18 protein-coding genes are annotated in these 17,938 nt (G+C 65.7%); 4 read left to right on the forward strand and 14 right to left on the reverse strand.

The window, feature by feature from the left end; all coding sequences use genetic code 11:
• Positions 1–675: 675 nt before the first annotated feature.
• The 10 genes from KQ310_RS12805 to lysA all read right to left on the reverse strand — a co-directional run bounded on the left by KQ310_RS12805 (position 676) and on the right by lysA (position 9,725).
• Entirely contained in the window at positions 676–792 is a 117-nt protein-coding gene (locus KQ310_RS12805) for a type II toxin-antitoxin system Phd/YefM family antitoxin (protein ID WP_259722118.1), read from the reverse strand.
• 185 nt (positions 793–977) lie between these two features.
• A complete protein-coding gene (locus KQ310_RS12810; protein WP_259722119.1) occupies positions 978–1,547 on the reverse strand; it encodes an AAA family ATPase in 570 nt (189 codons plus the stop codon).
• 20 nt (positions 1,548–1,567) lie between these two features.
• On the reverse strand, positions 1,568–2,137 hold the full coding sequence (locus KQ310_RS12815; protein WP_311134738.1) for a TA system antitoxin ParD family protein: 570 nt from the start codon (positions 2,135–2,137) through the stop codon (positions 1,568–1,570).
• A gap of 44 nt (positions 2,138–2,181) precedes the next feature.
• On the reverse strand, positions 2,182–3,204 hold the full coding sequence (locus tag KQ310_RS12820; RefSeq protein ID WP_259722120.1) for a DUF952 domain-containing protein: 1,023 nt from the start codon (positions 3,202–3,204) through the stop codon (positions 2,182–2,184).
• 62 nt (positions 3,205–3,266) lie between these two features.
• On the reverse strand, positions 3,267–4,640 hold the full coding sequence (locus tag KQ310_RS12825; protein WP_259722121.1) for a DUF6880 family protein: 1,374 nt from the start codon (positions 4,638–4,640) through the stop codon (positions 3,267–3,269).
• Positions 4,641–4,646: 6 nt separating this feature from the next.
• Positions 4,647–5,594, reverse strand: a complete 948-nt coding sequence (locus KQ310_RS12830; protein WP_259722122.1) for a rhodanese-related sulfurtransferase — start codon at positions 5,592–5,594, stop codon at positions 4,647–4,649.
• On the reverse strand, positions 5,587–6,600 hold the full coding sequence (gene bioB, locus KQ310_RS12835; protein ID WP_259722123.1) for a biotin synthase BioB: 1,014 nt from the start codon (positions 6,598–6,600) through the stop codon (positions 5,587–5,589). The genes KQ310_RS12830 and bioB overlap by 8 nt, the downstream gene beginning before the upstream one ends.
• 62 nt (positions 6,601–6,662) lie before the next feature.
• Complete coding sequence (locus KQ310_RS12840) at positions 6,663–7,442, reverse strand: isoprenyl transferase (RefSeq protein ID WP_259722124.1); 780 nt, start codon at positions 7,440–7,442, stop codon at positions 6,663–6,665.
• Entirely contained in the window at positions 7,439–8,251 is an 813-nt protein-coding gene (locus KQ310_RS12845) for a diadenylate cyclase (RefSeq protein WP_259722125.1), read from the reverse strand. Before KQ310_RS12845 ends, KQ310_RS12840 begins: the two co-directional genes overlap by 4 nt.
• A gap of 22 nt (positions 8,252–8,273) precedes the next feature.
• Entirely contained in the window at positions 8,274–9,725 is a 1,452-nt protein-coding gene (gene lysA, locus KQ310_RS12850) for a diaminopimelate decarboxylase (protein ID WP_259722126.1), read from the reverse strand.
• A gap of 4 nt (positions 9,726–9,729) precedes the next feature.
• Between lysA and rimI the strand changes: the two genes are divergently transcribed.
• Both rimI and KQ310_RS12860 read left to right on the forward strand, forming a co-directional pair.
• Positions 9,730–10,233 (forward strand): ribosomal protein S18-alanine N-acetyltransferase, encoded by a 504-nt coding sequence (rimI, locus tag KQ310_RS12855; RefSeq protein WP_259722127.1) that lies wholly within the window; start codon positions 9,730–9,732, stop codon positions 10,231–10,233.
• A 260-nt stretch (positions 10,234–10,493) separates the two neighbouring features.
• Positions 10,494–13,070, forward strand: a complete 2,577-nt coding sequence (locus KQ310_RS12860; RefSeq protein WP_259722128.1) for an ATP-dependent Clp protease ATP-binding subunit — start codon at positions 10,494–10,496, stop codon at positions 13,068–13,070.
• 119 nt (positions 13,071–13,189) lie between these two features.
• On the opposite strand, the gene KQ310_RS12865 is transcribed toward KQ310_RS12860, so the two are convergent.
• The 3 genes from KQ310_RS12865 to KQ310_RS16040 all read right to left on the reverse strand — a co-directional run bounded on the left by KQ310_RS12865 (position 13,190) and on the right by KQ310_RS16040 (position 16,188).
• Positions 13,190–14,503, reverse strand: a complete 1,314-nt coding sequence (locus KQ310_RS12865) for a Rieske 2Fe-2S domain-containing protein (RefSeq protein ID WP_259722129.1) — start codon at positions 14,501–14,503, stop codon at positions 13,190–13,192.
• A gap of 63 nt (positions 14,504–14,566) precedes the next feature.
• A complete protein-coding gene (locus tag KQ310_RS12870; RefSeq protein WP_259722130.1) occupies positions 14,567–15,664 on the reverse strand; it encodes a zinc ribbon domain-containing protein in 1,098 nt (365 codons plus the stop codon).
• Between the two features lie 341 nt (positions 15,665–16,005).
• Positions 16,006–16,188: a hypothetical protein gene (locus KQ310_RS16040; RefSeq protein WP_399238307.1), complete on the reverse strand. Its 183-nt coding sequence runs from the start codon at positions 16,186–16,188 to the stop codon at positions 16,006–16,008.
• Between the two features lie 50 nt (positions 16,189–16,238).
• Here KQ310_RS16040 and KQ310_RS16045 point away from each other — a divergent pair, with 50 nt between their 5' ends.
• Together KQ310_RS16045 and KQ310_RS16050 are read left to right on the forward strand one after the other, a co-directional pair.
• The gene (locus KQ310_RS16045; RefSeq protein ID WP_399238309.1) at positions 16,239–16,694 is read left to right on the forward strand and encodes a hypothetical protein; all 456 of its coding nucleotides are present in this window, start codon (positions 16,239–16,241) and stop codon (positions 16,692–16,694) included.
• A 17-nt stretch (positions 16,695–16,711) separates the two neighbouring features.
• Positions 16,712–16,873, forward strand: coding sequence for a hypothetical protein (locus tag KQ310_RS16050; RefSeq protein ID WP_399238311.1), 162 nt, complete (start codon positions 16,712–16,714; stop codon positions 16,871–16,873).
• A gap of 247 nt (positions 16,874–17,120) precedes the next feature.
• On the opposite strand, the gene KQ310_RS12880 is transcribed toward KQ310_RS16050, so the two are convergent.
• The gene (locus KQ310_RS12880) at positions 17,121–17,909 is read right to left on the reverse strand and encodes an ABC transporter permease (protein WP_259722149.1); all 789 of its coding nucleotides are present in this window, start codon (positions 17,907–17,909) and stop codon (positions 17,121–17,123) included.
• Positions 17,910–17,938 lie beyond the last annotated feature (29 nt).

Consider the following 17,938-nt stretch of genomic DNA (forward strand, 5'->3'; position numbering starts at 1 on the left):
TCCAGCCTTCACTCCCACCGGGGTGGCGGCCCAATCGGCTTCTGAAATACCGGCCGGTGGGGTGATCATCGCAAGGAGTCTCTGACTGAGATGCAACCAGGAATCAAGCCACCGTCAAGGGTTCAGCAAGGCCGATGTTCGCTGCGAGCTGTCCCGACCCCTGAACGGATACCCAGACTGGCCAGGCAGCTGTTCTGCCGCCGGCAGAGGGCCAAGTGCAACGCATCCCCAGCCCGCAAGGGTGGCGCCTCGGCGAGACACAGGCGTGCAGCCACTTCGAAGTCCGCTGGCTCCACCTCCAGAACCTGCAGGCGATTGTCTTGTAGCATGTCAAAGCGGCGCCAGGTCACCTCTCGTTCGCTTCAGCTGATTACCCCTCGCCGGCGATTGATCGCCAGGGCAGAGGCCAGCTCCGCTTCCACCCATCGTGAGATCTGCCAGGGCCATTGGGCCACACCCCTGAGATAACGATGGGTCGCTGCTGTGCCGGGTTCATGAATCAAGGCAGCAACGAGCAGTGACGTGTCGAGGTAGATGCGCTTCAATACCGCGCCCCTTCCCTCAGATCCCTGATCACTGCTGCAGTCTCCAGGTCTGCATGCATCTGCTGGGCCGTGGTGGTCGCCAGGAAGCCGGCCAGGTCAAACCCGTCTGTTGGTGCCGGCACCGCCGGCCTCAGCCTGGCCAAGGGATCCCACGGCGGGTGATTTCCACCTCTTCACCGGCCTCCACCGCATCCAGTAAGGCCGAGAGCTGGGCCTTGGCCTGCGCCACATTCAGGCTACGCATCATCCCTTCTCTGTTGGTCATATGACCACTTTTGTCGGGTCGCTCCCTGCGGTGAAGGCCGAAAGCCGGGCCTTGGCAGCCAGCAGGGATCAAGGTTCCCTTTGCCAGTACCGCATCCGGGAGGGGAGCTACGCAGACCCATCGGTCATGGCACAGAGACGGCCAGGGCCTCAGATGCGTTGATCCTGTTAATCGCCACTGCAGAAGCCTGTGAGCAGTGCCTCCGCCCAATCAGGCAAGGGATCCCAATGTCGCTCGATTCGGCCGTGCGTCACCGTGAAGACTGGACGGAAGGGTTGATCGGCTGAACTGTTGTCGTAGACCCTGGCAACGTCGCAGAGCGGCAATGATGTTCGGACATGATTCAGCATTCTCGGGATGCGGCTCACGACCTTGTCAGCAGGTACATCATGACCTCCCTCGCTGACCCGCTCGCTGATGCGAGCCTGGTTCAAGGATGGACTCTGGAGGTGAATCATCACCATGATCACTTGGTAGCCAAGGGCCTTGGCATGGCCCACGAAGTCAATCTTGGAGTGATGGGAATACACCGTTTCAAAGCAGAAGCTCAACCCTCTGAGCAGGAGGTTGTTGCGTTGGTCTTCAGCCAGCTTGGCTGCTTCGTAACTGTGCGCCTCAGGTGCGTCTGGATAGGCGACCGAGGCGAGCACATCCGCATTCACAAACGGCACTCCAAGAGGCTGGAGATAGAGGCGATAGAACGTCGATTTCCCAGCTCCATTACCGCCCACCAGCATCCACAGCTGCCTGGGTTCTGTCATGGTGCCGAGTCGGTGGAGGGCTCGGTGTCGATCGGCTGAAACAACCCATGGCGAAACAGCCCCACGATGCGCGTGCCGTCTGGAGTGATCTGTTCCAGAGAGCCAGGTTGGGTGATCGAAGCCTGATAACGGAAGGCCGCCGAACTCACGATTTGTTGCAGGGCCCCGGACTGTCGATCGGCCTCCACCGCTGCGAACACCTGCTCAGGCGAAACCATCGGTGCAACAACAGGTTCAGGCCTGAGGCGTGTCAGACCCGCGGCCACGTCCAGCAACGTGTCTGGATCGAGCACACGGGCCACCTGGCGGCCCAGCGCTGCCCAGTATTCGATCTGCTCAGCAGCGCTGCGATGGTGCCGGGCCCCGATCCGAGCGGCGCTCTCCATCAGCTCGCTTTGTAACCGCACAGGAGAAGCGGCTTTTGGCATCACGAGAATCTCCAACGCATCGCGTTTAGACCGTAGCAGAATGCTACGAGTGTTTGACTGGTGGTCGTTCTGCTTGTTGGTGACGCGCTGTACTCCGCAGGCATCCATGGGTGTTCGACTGCCCTTGTCGCCAATCATCCAGCTATCTCTGAATCTGGCTGTTGTTGCATTCCCCTTCTCTCTCAGGCCACAACAGCCTCCATCCCGATCACCCCCATCACATGGGGAAACACCTCCCCCACCTCCGGCACCAGCTCCCAGCGCACCTCGGCTTTCAGGCGCTGCGGGTCGATCACCAGCAGCCGCAGTGTCCCCGGCTGATCGGCCAGATCGGCATAGAAGCGCTGCCGCACTCCCTCAAGCTGCTCGGCCGTGCAGCAGTGGATGAAGCCCACGTCCGCCAGGCTTGCCGCGCGGGTGGAGCGGTCGTAGAAGCCCTGGCGCTTCGCCGGCTGCCAGTCGCTCTCCAGGGCCAGGTGGTAGATCCAGCCTCGCGACAACCACGGCTGGGGCTGGGTCCAGGGTTGCGCCATCACCGTTGCCAGCTCTGGCCCTTCGAGGAAACGCATCAGCCAGGCCTGCAGGGGCTTCAGGTCTGGTTCGGCATCGAAGCCTGCCGGATCGGCCAGGCGGAACTGGCGCACGAAGGGCAGCAGGGCCCAGTCCGCCAGGGAGGAACGGGAGCCCAGCAGCCAGCCCTCTGGTGTTGCCGCCAGCCGTTCACTCCAGCGCTGCAGGATCGCCAGGGCGGTGGCCCGGTGCATCGGCCGCTCCTGCTCCCCCTCGGCGCCATGGCGGTTGGCGTACTTGAAGCGATCCAGGTGGTGTTTGAAGCGGCCGTCGTTCTCGGCGATCAGCGTCGTGATCTCCGCCTGTTCAGATTGGCTCCGGCCTATCCACCAGCCCTGCGGGTCGCGGTGCTCCAGGGCCCACTGCATGATCTCCAGGCTCTCCTCCAGCACCAGCCCAGGCTGTTTCTCTTCGGAGGCGGAACCGTTTCCCTTCCCGGACCCGGTCCTTTTTCTGGGCACCACCAGCACCGGCACCGTGCCCTTGGCTGAGGCCTCCAGCAGCTCAGGCGGCTTGGCCCGCAGGCTCACCTCCCGCAGTTCCAGGTTTGGCCCCGGCTCAAAACCGGCGGCGGCCAGGGCCAGCCGGGCGCGGATGGCGTAGGGGCAGCGGCGGAAGCTGTAGAGCACCGGCATCGGATGTGCGATCGGCGCAGTCGTCAATGCTCCGTTTCTCCCAACGCTGGCGCCCATGTTCATCAGCCTGGCCCATGGGGCGGCACTTGGAGACCATCCACCTCCTGCCAGAAGCCAAGGCGGCGCCAGAAGCGCTGGCGCAGGTCTTCTTCAAAGGTCTGGTGATCCGGCAGGTCGTGCCAGTGGTCGATGCGCGGAGCGAGTGCGGCGCAATGGAGCAGGTGTTGGGCGGCGTAGGGGTAGCGCTTCGGGCGGGAGTGCTCCAGGGCGAAGCTCACCATCGCGCGCAGCAGCACGGTGGCGGCCAGCGGATGGCCGGCCTCCAGCTGCTCAGCGGCCGGGCCGTAGAGCCCGAAGGCCTCCCCATCCCAGCTGTGGGGCTGGCGCAGCACCAGCTCCGCCGCCCGGCGCAGATCCGGCCAGGCCAGCAGGAAGTCCAGGGCTGCCCGAGGCTTCTCGTGGGCCAGCACCCGATCGAGAGCCTCCTCCTCGGCCTCCACATCCACGAAATCAGTGAGCCGGCGGAGGTACTCGCGCAGCAGGTCGGCATCGAGATCTTCCAGGAAGCCCTGCCAGCGTTCTTGCTGGGCCTCCTCGCGGCGGCCCAGGGCGTCGAGGGCCTCGATCCGCGGACGCCGCAGCAGTGCACCCAGCCACTGGAGCCCCTCCGCGTCCACCCGTTCCAGCGCCGCCAACGCCTCGTCGGCTCGCCCTGCCCCCAGCAGCCGTTCCGCCACCGCCGCCGCCACGGCGGGGCGCCGCAGATCGTCGGCGCTGAAGCTCCCCACGAAGGCCTCCACGTCGCCCATGGCATCGGCGATTGCCAGCATCACCGCCGAGCGGGCCGGCGTGCCGCGGCGGGCGAACTCCTGGCGCAGCGCCTCCAGCCCCTGCCGGCCCAGCGGCTCGGCCAGCAACCCCACGAGCCGATCGAGCTGGCGGTAGCCGTTGCACTCCATCAGCGCCTCAGCGATCCGCTCCGCCGCGGCCTCGGGCTTCGGCTGGGCTGCCTCCACGCTGGCCGGCAGGGCCTCAAGCACCCGATCGAAGAAGCCGCCAAGCGTGCCGCTGCCGTCGTGGCAGCGATCCAAGATCCCCTCCGACAGCTCCAGCAACTGCCAGTGCAGGTCGTAGGCCAGGGCCGGAGCTTCTGCACGGATCGACCCGGTGATCGCGGCCAGCTGGCCCTCCAGTTCGGTGAGCAGGGTTCTGCCTTTGGCCGCATCGAGAAATGTACCGGCCTGGTCGATCGTGCGCAGGCGCTTGCGCACCTCCTGTGCCGCCTCTTCGGCGCCTCTGCCTTCCGCCAGCGCCAGCCGCAAGCGGCGCTTGGCCGCCGCATTCCCCTGGCTCAGCTCCAGCAGCAGTTCCGCCAGCCGGGTCGCCCCCAGGGCCTCGAGGTTGTGGACATTGAGCGTGGTGCGGGCGGCGGCCACGGCAGGTCAGGACCGCTCGAACTGCCGCTGGCGGTCGGCGAAGCGCTGGCGATCGGCATCGCTGTAGCGACTCAGGCAGTGGCGGCAGCTCACCCCTTCCACATAGCTGGCCAGGCTTCGATCAGCCGGTGAGAGGGGCAGGCCGCAGGCGTGGCAGAGGCTGTGCTCGCCGGGCTCGAGGCGGTGGTTCACCGCTACCCGCTGGTCGAACACGAAGCATTCGCCCTGCCAGCTGCTGGCCTGCTCGGGAATCTCCTCGAGATACCGCAGAATGCCCCCCTGCAGGTGATGCACCCCCTCGAAACCCTGCTGGAGCAGGTAGGCGGTGGCTTTCTCGCAGCGGATGCCGCCGGTGCAGAACAGGGCCAGCTGTTTCGGCTGCCGCTCGGCCACCAGGGGTCTCAGCTCCTGCTCCACCCACTGGGGAAAGTCCCGGAAGCTGCCGGTGCCGGGATCGATCGCCCCCTCGAAGCTGCCGATCGCCACTTCGTAGTCATTGCGGGTATCGATCACCAGGGTGTCGGGATCGTGGATCAGGGCGTTCCATTGCACGGGATCCACGTAGGTGCCCACAGGTGTGGCATCCAGCTGCACCGTGGGGCAACCCATGCTCACGATCTCCCGCTTGATCCGCACCTTCCAGCGCCGGAAGGCCTGCCGCGGCGCCGTGCTGCGCTTCACCGTGAGTTCGGCCAGGCGTGGATCGCTCTGCAGGGACGCCAGCAAGGCCTCCACGCCTGCGCTGGGGCCGCTCACCGTGCCGTTCACCCCTTCGGTGGCCAGCAGCAGGCTGCCCATCACGCCGCCGGCCTCGCCCACGGCCCGCCAGCGTTGCTGCAGATCCGGTAGCTCCTCCGCTGCCAGGACCGCGAAGCGGTAGAACGCGGCCACCAGGACCTCGGTGGCGGCCGAGGGTTGGGCTGGGGCTGGGGCTGGGGCTGGGGCGTCAGGCATGGGCGACCGCCGGGGCCGGTGATGCGGCACAGGCCTTGGCAGTGGCCGGCGGCGCCTCTGCGGTGTCCACCCGCACCCCCGCTGCCGCCAGCAGGGCTTGGTCTGCGGCTACATCCGGGTTGCCGGTGGTGAGCAGGGTGTCGCCGTAGAAGATCGAATCGGCGCCCGCCAGCAGGCAGAGGATCTGGGCTTCGCGGTTCATCTGGTCGCGGCCGGCACTCAGCCGCACCCGGCTGTGGGGCATCAGGATCCGCGCCACCGCCACCATCCGCACCAGCTCCAGCGGATCCACCGCCGGCTGTTCCTCCAGCGGTGTGCCCTCTACCGCCACCAGGGCATTGATCGGCACGCTCTCGGGATGGGGATCGAGGCTGGCCAGCACCTGCAGCAGGCCGGCGCGATCCGCTGGCGTTTCGCCCATGCCGATGATGCCGCCGCAGCAGAGGGTCACACCGGCCCGGCGCACCCGCTGCAGGGTTTCAAGCCGCTCCTGATAGGTGCGGGTGGTGATGATCCGGCCGTAGTGCTCTGGGCTGGTGTCGAGGTTGTGGTTGTAGGCGGTGAGGCCCGCCTCTGCCAGCCGACCGGCCTGCTGATCGGTGAGCATGCCGGCGGTCACGCAGGCCTCCAGCCCCAGCTCCCTCACCCCTTGCACCATCGCCAGCATCGCCTCGAACGGCGCTCCGTCGCGGATCTCCCGCCAGGCCCAGCCCATGCAGAAGCGGTTTGCGCCGGCCGCCTTCGCCGCCCGGGCCCGCTCCAGCACCGGCGCCACCTCCAGTTCCGGCCGGCCGGCCACATCGGCGCTGTGGTGCATCGACTGGGGGCAATAGGCGCAGTCTTCCTCGCAGCCGCCGGTCTTGACGCTCAGCAGCGAGGCCAGCTGCACCGTGTAGCCCGGATTGGCGGCCCTGTGCACCTGCTGGGCCTGCCAGAGCAGATCCATCAACGGCAGGCTCAGCAGCGTCTGGATCTCGGCGTGGCTCCAGTCGTGGCGGGTGATCACAGGGGCTTCAGGTGGGGCGTTGGAATCGGCGCACAGGCCATTGGGCTTGTGGCCGCTGGGCTTCAGGCCGCGGGGGCCACGCCGCCGAAACGGCGCTGCCGGCCCTGGTAGTCCAGCAGAGCGTGCAGCAGGGCTTCCTGATCGAAATCGGGCCAGAGCACATCGGTGATGTGGAGCTCGGCGTAGGCCAGTTGCCAGAGCAGGAAGTTGCTCAGCCGCTGCTCGCCGCTGGTGCGGATCAGCAGATCCGGATCGGCTTCGCCGGCCGTGTGCAGCTCGGCCGCGAAGCTGGCTTCATCGATCGCTTCGGGATCGAGCGTGCCCGCCGCCACCCGCTGGGCCAGCTGGCGCGCCGCCCGCACCAGTTCGTTGCGGCCGCCGTAGTTGGTGCACACGTTGAAGTGGATGCCGCTGTTGCCCGCCGTGCGCTCAGTGGCTTCGGCGATGCGCTGGCGCAGCCCTTCCGGCAGGGGCTCCAGGTCGCCCAGGAAGCGAATCCGCACCTGCTCCCGCTCCAGCCCCTCCAGTTCCCGCACCAGCACCTTCTCGAACAGGGCCATCAGGAAGCTCACCTCCTCCCCGGGCCGGTTCCAGTTCTCGGTGGAGAAGGCATAGGCCGTTAGAGCACCGATGCCCCAGTCGCTGCAGAGGCGCAGGGTGCGCTTCAGGGATTCCACCCCCGCCCGGTGCCCCATCACCCGCGGCAGGCCGCGCTGCCGTGCCCAGCGGCCATTGCCATCCATGATCACCGCCACATGGGTGGGCAGTCGAGCTGGATCGAGAGCCGCCGGTAATGGCGACACGTGGGAGTGGGGTGTGGTGGTCGCCAGGGCGCGACTCATCCGCGGGTATCCGGCGTGTCCTTCGCCACGCTACGTCCCGTGGACGAAGCCAGGGCATCGCTGAGCAGGTCGTGCAGACGGCTGCTGGTGATCGGCCGCTGCAACCGCCCCTGGCAGGCCAGTGACAGGGTGCCCGTTTCCTCCGACACCACGATGCAGAGGCAGCGATCAAAGCGCTCGGTGATGCCCAGGGCCGCCAGATGGCGGGTGCCGTAGCGGTTGCTGCCCTGGCGTGAGAGCGGCAGGATCACCCCCGCCGCCATGATCCGGTTGGCCCGCACCAGCACGGCTCCATCGTGCAGGGGCGTATCGGCCGCGAACAGGTTGAGCAGCAGATCCACCGACAGCTGCGCATCCAGCGGGATACCGGGATTGAGAAAATCCTCGGGGCGGAGGTCGCTTCCCAGATCCACCAGCACCAGCGCTCCCCTGCGGCTCTGGGACAGCCGACCGGCCGCCTCGCTCAGCACCGCCACCGAGCCGGAGGCCAGACCGTCGCGACCGCTGTTGCCGAACAGCACGTCCAGCCGTCCGGTGCCGAGCAGTTCCATCAAGCGGCGCAGCTCCCCTTGCCAGAGGATGGCCAGGGCCAGGCTGCAGGCCAGCACCAGGGCATCCACCAACTTGGTGGTGAGCGGCAGGTTGGCGTAGCGCTGCACCACCCAGGCCAGCGCCACCAGAAACAGGTAGCCCCGCAACAACCACAGGGTGCGGGATTCGGTCACCCGGCCGAGCACCACAACCCCCAGACCGGTGGCGAACAGCAGGTCGAGCAGCAGGCGGGGGTCGACGAGCCTCAGCCAGGCCACGTTTGGGGGAGATTCGTGATGCTCAGGTTACCGGCTGGAGCCTGGCGGGCAGCACGTCGTAGCGCAGAAGGTCTTCCGGCTGTTCGCGCCGTTGCACCAGCTCCGCCATCCCCTCGTGGACCAGCACCGCCGCCGGCCGGGGAATGCGGTTGTAGTTGGAGCCCATCGAGGCGTTGTAGGCACCGGTGGCGAACACCGCCAGAACGTCGCCCCGGCCGGCCGGCGGCAGGGCGATGTCCTTGAGCAGCACATCGCCAGATTCGCAGTGCTTGCCCGCCACGGTCACCGTTTCGAGCGGCTGATCTTCAGGGGGCTCGCCGCCGGGCAGACCTGCGTGGGGGCGATCGGCCAGCACGGCGGTGTACTGGGATTGATAGGTGATCGGCCGCGGGTTGTCGCTCATGCCGCCATCAACAGAAAGATAGGTGCGGATGCCAGGGATGTCCTTGCGGCTGCCCACCGTGTAGAGGGTCACGCCGGCGGTGGCCACCAGGGAGCGGCCCGGTTCGCAGAGCAGCCGCGGCAGCTCCAGGTTGCGTTCGCAGCAGGCCTCGGCCACCGCCACCGCCACGCCGCGCACCCACTCCTCGATGCTCGGCGGATCATCGGAGGCCACATAGCGGATGCCGAGGCCGCCGCCAATGTTCAGGTCGTGCACCGGGTGGCCCAGGGAGCGGGCCAGGGCCAGGGCGTCGGCCATTACTCCCGCCAGATCCCGGTGGGGTTGCAGCTCGAAGATCTGGGAGCCGATGTGGGCATGCAGGCCGGTGAGCTGGGCCCAGGGGCAGCTCTTGAGATGGCGCAGCACGGTCTCGAGCTGGTCGGGATCGAAGCCGAACTTGCTGTCGAGGTGGCCGGTGCGGATGTACTCGTGGGTGTGGCACTCGATGCCGGGGGTGAAGCGCAGCATCAGCCGCACCGGCTGCCCCTGGGCTGGCGCCAGCTCGGCCAGCAGCTCCAGATCCAGCCAGTTGTCCACCACCACGGTGATGCCCTGGCTCACGGCCAGGTCCAGCTCCTCCTTCGACTTGTTGTTGCCGTGCAGCACGATCCGGTCGCTGGGCATGCCGCCCTGAATCGCCGTGAGCAGTTCGCCGGCAGACACGGCATCCAGCCCCAGCCCCTCGGCCGCCACAAGGGCGGTGATCGCCAGGGAGCTGTTCGCCTTGGAGGCATAGAGCGCCAGGGCCGGGCCGGGGTAATGCAGCGCCAGGGCGTCGCAGTAGGCGCGGCAGGTGGCCCGCAGTGTGGCCTCGTCCAGCACATACAACGGTGTGCCGTAGGTGCGGGCCAGGTCGCTCAGGCCGCAGCCTCCCACCTGCAGCCGCCCTTCAGCGTCCTGTTCGGTGGTGAGGGGTGTGAGGTTGCGGTTGGGGCTGGTCAGATCGCGTCCGGCCTCATAGGGCTGGGGCGTTGCGGCCGCCGAGCCCGCCGCAGCTGCCTCCGGGCCGGCGCTCTGCTGGGAAGCTGTCATCACCATGGCGCGGGTCCCGGGCGGCGAGGAAACGATGTGCAGTGAATGTACGGAAGCCCTCAAGAAGGTGGCGGATCCGGCTCCGCTCAGCCTCGCCGATCTGGCCGCCTGCGTGCAGCTCGATCAGCAGGCCCTGGGGGGGCTCTGGACGGAGAGCCAGTGGCGCACCGAGCTTCAGGAGGGCTCCAGGCCGGGTGTGGGGCTGTGGCAGGGGGAGGCGCTGCTGGCGATGGCCTGCGGCTGGCTGATCCTTGATGAGCTGCACATCACGCTGGTGGCGGTGGATCCGCAGTGGCGGCGCCTCGGCCTGGGGCAGCAGGTGCTGGCGGCGCTGCTGGCGGAGGCCCGGGGGCGAGCTGCGAGCCGGGCCACCCTCGAGGTGGCGACGGGCAACGGCGCTGCGCGTGGCCTCTACGCCCGCTTCGGCTTCCGCGATGCGGGCATTCGTCGTGGTTATTACCGCAATGGCGAGGACGCCCTGATCCAATGGCTCGACCTTCGGACCTGAACGCATCCTTGCGCCCTTCGGGCAGCACGGCCTTCGCCAGCGCATCGACCACCCCTGGTGGCGCCCGAACCGATCACCGATCCAGCGGTTCGGTTTACCGGCGTTTCTTGTTGCGAAGCCTGCAAGATCATGCTGGTTGTCTTATGTCTTGAACAGGCCTGAAGCCTTGAAGGCACTGCGATCTGCCGCACTGGCACAGCAACACCGCACTCACCGCTTACCCCTGATAGGTTAGTGAGACGTGCAGCAGGCCCCGCCCCATGTTCGAGCGGTTTACCGAGAAGGCCATCAAGGTGATCATGCTGGCCCAGGAAGAGGCCAGACGCCTGGGTCACAACTTCGTGGGCACCGAACAGATCCTGCTGGGCCTGATCGGTGAGGGCACCGGTGTCGCCGCCAAGGTGCTCAAGTCCATGGGGGTCAACCTCAAGGACGCCCGGGTGGAGGTGGAGAAGATCATCGGCCGCGGCTCCGGCTTCGTGGCGGTGGAGATTCCCTTCACCCCCCGGGCCAAGCGGGTGCTGGAGCTCTCCCTCGAAGAGGCCCGCCAACTGGGCCACAACTACATCGGCACCGAGCATCTCCTGCTTGGGCTGATCCGCGAAGGTGAAGGCGTGGCCGCCCGGGTGCTGGAAAACCTCGGCGTTGATCTGGCCAAGGTGCGCACCCAGGTGATCCGCATGCTCGGCGAAACCGCCGAGGTGGCGGCCGGCAGTGGCGGCAAGGGCTCCACCAAGACGCCCACCCTCGATGAATTCGGTTCCAACCTCACCCAGCAGGCCGCTGAAGGCAAGCTCGATCCGGTGGTGGGTCGCCAGAACGAGATCGAGCGGGTGATCCAGATCCTCGGTCGTCGCACCAAGAACAATCCGGTGCTGATCGGGGAGCCGGGTGTCGGCAAAACCGCCATCGCCGAAGGTCTGGCCCAGCGCATCATCACCGGCGACATACCAGACATCCTGGAAGATAAGCGCGTTCTCACCCTCGATATCGGCCTGCTGGTGGCCGGCACCAAGTACCGGGGCGAATTCGAGGAGCGCCTCAAGAAGATCATGGAGGAGATCCGGGGTGCCGGCAACGTGATCCTGGTGATCGACGAAGTCCACACTCTGATCGGTGCCGGTGCCGCCGAGGGTGCCATCGATGCCGCCAACATCCTCAAGCCGGCCCTGGCCCGCGGCGAGCTGCAGTGCATCGGTGCCACCACCCTGGATGAATACCGCAAGCACATCGAGCGGGATGCCGCCCTTGAGCGCCGCTTCCAGCCGGTGATGGTGGGCGAACCCTCCGTGGTCGACACGATCGAGATCCTGCGCGGTCTGCGGGAGCGCTATGAGCAGCACCACCGCCTCAAGATCTCCGATGAAGCCCTCGTGGCCGCCGCCACCCTCGGCGACCGCTACATTTCCGATCGCTTCCTGCCTGACAAGGCCATCGATCTGATCGACGAGGCCGGCAGCCGCGTGCGCCTGCTCAATTCCAAGCTGCCCCCCGCGGCCAAGGAGGTGGACAAGCAGCTGCGGGGAGTGCAGAAGGAAAAGGAAGACGCGGTTCGCCAGCAGGATTACACCAAAGCCGGTGAACTGCGCGATAAGGAAGTCGAACTGCGCGAGCAGATCCGCACGATCCTGCAGGCCCGCAAGGACGAGGAGCCAGCCGCTGACGCCGGCGCCGCTGAGGCCACTGAAACCGGTGGTGTCGCCGTTGCGGTCGCCACCAGCGATCCCAACAGATCCGAAGTCGCCGGCACCGACGGCGAACGCCATCCGTTGGTCACGGAGGAAGACATCGCCCAGATCGTGGCCTCCTGGACCGGTGTGCCGGTGCAGAAGCTCACCGAGAGCGAATCGGTGAAGCTGCTCAACATGGAAGACACCCTCCATCAGCGCCTGATCGGTCAGGACGAAGCCGTGAAGGCCGTCTCGAAGGCGATCCGCCGGGCCAGGGTTGGCCTCAAGAACCCCAACCGTCCGATTGCCAGCTTCATCTTCTCCGGCCCCACCGGTGTCGGCAAGACCGAGCTCACCAAGTCATTGGCGGCGTATTTCTTCGGCAGCGAAGACGCCATGATCCGCCTCGACATGTCGGAGTTCATGGAGCGCCACACGGTCAGCAAGCTGATCGGTTCGCCTCCGGGCTATGTGGGCTTCAACGAAGGCGGTCAGCTCACCGAAGCGGTGCGCCGGCGCCCCTACACCGTGGTGCTGTTCGACGAGATCGAGAAGGCTCACCCGGATGTGTTCAACCTGCTGCTGCAGTTGTTGGAAGACGGTCGCCTGACCGATTCCAAGGGCCGCACGGTGGATTTCAAGAACACCCTGATCATCATGACCTCGAACATCGGTTCGAAGGTGATCGAGAAGGGCGGCGGCGGCCTCGGCTTCGAGTTCGGTGGCGGCGATGTGGAGGAAACCCAGTACAACCGCATCCGCATGCTGGTCAACGAAGAACTCAAGCAGTACTTCCGGCCTGAGTTCCTCAACCGTCTCGATGAGATCATCGTCTTCCGTCAGCTCAGCCGCGATGAGGTGAAGGAAATCGCCGAGATCCTGCTCAAGGAGGTGTTCGGCCGCATGCGCGAGAAAGGGATCGAACTTTCGGTCACCGATGCCTTCAAGGAGCGCCTGGTGGAAGAGGGCTACAACCCCAGTTACGGTGCCCGGCCCCTGCGCCGCGCCGTGATGCGCCTGCTTGAGGATTCCCTGGCCGAGGAATTCCTCTCCGGTCGCATCGGCGAAGGCGATACCGCCGTGGTCGATGTGAACGACGACAAGCAGGTGGTGATCCGCAAACAGGGTGTGCTGACCATGCCGGAACTGGCCACGGTCAGCGTCTGATCCCCCACAGGGGTCTGAGTTCAGTGGGCCGCTTCTGCGGCCCTTTTTTTGTTCTGAATGTTCAGGTTCGCGTTGTTCAGAACCGCGATGTTCATTGTCGCGTTGTTCAGAACTGCTGCTCAGTCGCGATTGCGCGGTGGATTCCCCGCTCCGCGCAACAGCCCTTGCTCCCAGATGGCCAGCTGACGATCGGCCAGTCCGCTCGCCAGCGCGACGATTGCTCCTCCCACCAAGGCAGGAAGATTGTGGAACCAGGCGATCGCGGCGAGGCTGCCCCAGAGCGGCAGCGGTAGCCAGGGTTTCCAGCGACGGATTGCAGCCAGGGCGCCGCCACAGGATTGGCAGTGCTCGGTATGGGTGTGAAAGCGCTCCATCAGCGCCTCACGCTCCAGTCGCGGCGGCAAGGCTTGATCGGGGAACGGATCGGCGCAGAAGCGGTTCACCCAGTCGTGCAGGGCCTTGACGTAGAGATCGGCGCCCGTGGCCAGGTTGTAGGCGCGGCCGGCGGCGCCACTTCTCCCCTGGCTCTCCAGCACCCGCTCCTGCCAGTGGAGAAACAGTTGGTCGTCTTCCAGGACCCGATGGTTGCTGATGTGCTGCAGCCAGCGGGGCCGCAGCCCCAACAGGCGCGCCGGCCAGGGGGAGCGGAAGCGGAACGGGAACCGCGCCAGCAGCCGGCACTCGCCTCGGCGGATCGGCACCGCATAGACCACGGTGAGAATGCGGGCGAACGACTTGGCGTCGAGCTCGTGCCACATCAGGGCCGGCGCCGCAAAGGTGGTGTACTGGCTGCCGAGGCTGCCCTTGCGCGGACCCTCCGGCCACAGCCCCGTAAATCCGTCCTCCCCGAAGCTGGTGAGTTCGGCCCGCACCGGTGCAGCGGTGGCGCGGTTGCCCACGGTCTTGTGGTGGGTGAAGGGCACGTGGCTCACATCGAGCACGTTCTCCAGCAGGGTGAGGGCATCCATCGGCAGATCCCGGAAGGTGTCCTGCACCAACCAGGGTTCACCGGGTTCCTCCAGGGCCGGCACCAGCGGCAACGGCACCGTGGCGGCCTCGTTCGGATCGCCGGCAAACACGAACAGCAGGCCCTGGGCTTCGGCCGTGGCGTAGGTGCGGCAGGTCGTTCGCGGCGAAGCGAGGGCGGCGTCGGATTCGGCCTGGGGGATCAGGGTGCAGCGGCCGCTGCCCTCGAAGCTCCAGCCGTGATACGGACACTCCAACTCGCCCCTGGCATTGATCCGCCCGTCGCTGAGGGGCACCAGCCGGTGGGGGCACACGTCCGCGAAGGCGCGCCACTGCTGGGCTGCCTCCTCCCACCAGAGCACCAGGTCGTGCTCCAGCAGGGTGAAGGGCTGGGGGCGGCGGCGGTCGAGATCCGCCAGAGGGGCCACCGGATACCAGTGTCGATGCCAGTCCACAGCTGGGGGCATGGCAGAAGACGACGCAGGGATGTCGCATCTTGGCAAGGCCCAACCCCGTCGGGGCGGGCCCCGTCAGGGGGTGGGCAGATCCAGGGGTGGGGTGCCTGCGTTGCCGGTGGCAACGGCGGCGGCCTGTTCGGCCTCCAGACCGCAGGAGGGGCAGTAGGGGAAGAAGGTGGTGTGACGCAGCTTGCAGCGGGGACACTCCATCGCCAGGTTGAGGCCGCAATAGCTGCAGTAACTCAGCACTTCCGGCGCCAGCTTCGGCAGAGCTCGCTCGCAGCTGGGGCACTGGTGCCGTCCGAGGGCCTGCATGGCCTGCTCGTAGCGGATCTGGAGACGCCGTTCCTCCTGAGATGCCTCCAGTTCTGCCTGCTTGCGGGCGGCGTAGCTGCGCAGGGCCTGGATCAGGGCACGGCCGCCCAGATAGGTGAGCAGGGCACCGATGCCATAGCGGATATAGGAGCCGAAACTGCTGGGCAGGTAGGGAACCAGCTCAAAGAAGAAGGCGAACAGGGCGAACAACAGGAAGCCCCACACGAAGGGCCACTGGTCGCTGGTGCGGTAAAGGCGGAACTGCCACAGCGCCAGGGCCAGCACCGGCAGTACGAACAGCAGACGAATCAGGAAGGCCCGCAGTTCCGCCCACTGGCGCGCCCTTTGGTAGCGCTGATCGGCCTGGGTGCGCAGCTCGCTGATCTGCTCCTGTTGTGGCTGGATGGCCAGTCGGAATCCCGCCTCCTGCTGCTGTAGGGAGCCGAGCCGCTCCTGGATGTCATCCTGGCGTTTCAGCTGCCGATCCAGCTCAGCCGCCCTCTGCAGCACGGCCGGGTTCTGGTCCGCCTGTTCGGTGGTGGAGCGGGCCGCCCGCCAGTTCTCGAAGCTGGTGCGCGCTCGTGCGTAGGACTGATCAGCCGCCTGGAGCTCCGCCTGCACCGCCGACAGCTGGGACCGGATCCGCTCCATGCGGGCTTCCGTGGGGCGGATCTCCTGCTGGAGTCGCTCGATCACGGCGCGATCCAGAAAGTCGTCGGGCTGCGGCTGACGGGACAGCAGCGGCAGATCGGCGATCAGGCTGGCGCCCACCTGGATCAGGAAGTAGGCAAACAACAGCGTGACCACCCACTGCCCAAGGCGGATCAAGCGCTCCGGTCCCCGCTGTGGATTCATGGCTCCAGTCAGGTAGGGCGATGAACATCATGCTGGCACGGGCCTGGGCATGATTCAACGGCGGAACGCCTCGATTCGATGGCGGAATGATTCAGTCAACTTCGATTCTGCGGGTAGAGATCAGATCAGAGGGGTGGGAGTGTTGGGCCGAGAAAGCTCCTGACGCCCGAGACGTATTGACGATCTGAGAACTGGTTTCCGCTGATTATTGTGTAGGGTTGTGATAGGGGAATCTAGTGGAGAAATGCGATGTATTTCCCCTGCTTTCAGCGCAAGCCGAGCTGGTTGCTATGTAATGACTGGTCACCAGGTCAGCGAGCACTTATTAGCGTCAGTATGCATCACACCTTCTTCGATGACTCCCTGGACAAAGATGCGATGACATGCATACCGATGGCAGCAGCCTGATGCTGGCCACCAGGCCTGATCGCGATCTGATGGGCGCCTTTTCGGACGATGCCATTGCGGGCATGGATCCGAAGCATCTCGAAACCGTGAAGCGCATGGCGCACCATCCGCAGCATGGAGCTGCAGCCCCAATGATCTGGCTGCCCTGATCCAGCACTGCGACCTGGTGCTGCTGAGCACCTGCCTGGCTGGCTCCTTCAGTCACGATCACATACGCAATCAATCCTATGTGTTGTGCGAGAGATTTCCGAACCTGGCTTTCTTTTCCGGCTTCCATCGGCACGGTGCTCTCCGCAACCCGACCGACAGCTTCACTGCCAACTTCTGTCACCCCAATGCGCTGACGGCCCTGATGGGGGCACGGATGATGGACAAGATCTCCCCCACTATTCAGGTGTCTTCAGGGATACACAACATTGAAGCGCAATACATCAAGGTGGCTAAGAATATCTCCTTCATCTTTGCCGGCTTCGACCACGCCTATCACCGTGAGAACACCGGCATCCTGGTGCACGACGCCTCGATGGTGAATCTGCTCTGCATGGCGGTCTATGGCAAGCTGAGCACCAAGTACATCGCCTTCTCGGTAAGCCAAGCACTACGGACCTCGCTTTGTCAGTGACGACCGAAAGCCGGGAGATGTCGAGCTACTGCCAGGAATCGGTGCGGCCGACCCACAGCCGCAAGTACCCTGAGGCCCTGCAGAGCCTCGATCATCCCGAGGCCCTCGATCTGCTCGCCACCGCCGTGATCGCGGACAATGCCCGGAAGGCTGCCCTGGACGACACCTTCTTCGGATGACCAGCTGGACCAGGATCACGTGCCGGCCTATCTGCAGGCGATGAATGTGATGGAAAATGTCTGGTGATAATGCGCGAGGTGTGAATGCAGATCATGTCGCCAGCCATGGCTGCATGACGAGGTCGGAAGGTGCGCCTTCCTGGAGATCCTTCACCTTTCGCCCCATCCCTTCGCGGTGCAATTCTGTCACGCTCCTTTTGTTGAATTGTCGACTGTAGAAGCTTCCATTGTTGCATGCTGAGCCTGATCAGCTAGAGGCAGACGTATAGAAACGTAGTGCAAATGTCCAGAACCAGCGGCTAGCCAGCAAGCTCAGAATGGCGACCAGTCCGGATGCTGCAAGCCAGCTGAAGCTGGCGCGACCCAGCAGGGCTTCAGCTGGCACCGTGGTGAGGAAAGCGACGGGTAACACCACGGTGAAGAACAACCGCAGGCCAATTGGATAGGCGCTGATAGGATAGCGGCCGGCCGCCAGAAAACTGCGCAGCACCTCCGTGGCGTTCCACACCTTCACGAACCAGATGCTGGTGGCCGCCAGGATGAACCAGAGGCTGTACAGAATCAGGCAGCCGCAGATCAGCATCAGCCCCGTGAGCAGCACATCCTGCAGGCTCGGCGTGGCGCCGGCAAGGATCGCCCCCACCACCACCAGGACCAATCCCAGCACGATCCCGGGGAGCCCCCAGGGAGAAAACGTGCGCAACGACAGCCAGAACTGGCTGTCGATTGGCTTGAGCAGCACATAATCGAGGCTGCCATTCTGGACATGACCCACGATCGTGCTGAGGTTGGGTTGCAGCAGGGTGCTGGCGATGCCATCCAGCACTGTGTACATGCCCAGCACCACCAAGGCCGCCTCCCAGCTCCAGCCCCCCAGCCCATGGCCGGAGCGGTAGAACAGCGATAACACGAACAGACTGCCGGCCAGATTGCCGCCCGTGGCCAGCAGTTCGATCAGCAGGTTGATCTGGTACTCCATCTCGGCCGCCAGGGCCGCTCCCCAGAAGCTGCGAAGGCTGCGCCAGTAGCGCACCACTGTTCTCCTGAACATCTTGCTGCCGAACA

Source organism: Synechococcus sp. CS-1328 (genome assembly GCF_025128095.1).
Taxonomy (GTDB): Bacteria; Cyanobacteriota; Cyanobacteriia; order PCC-6307; family Cyanobiaceae; genus CBW1002.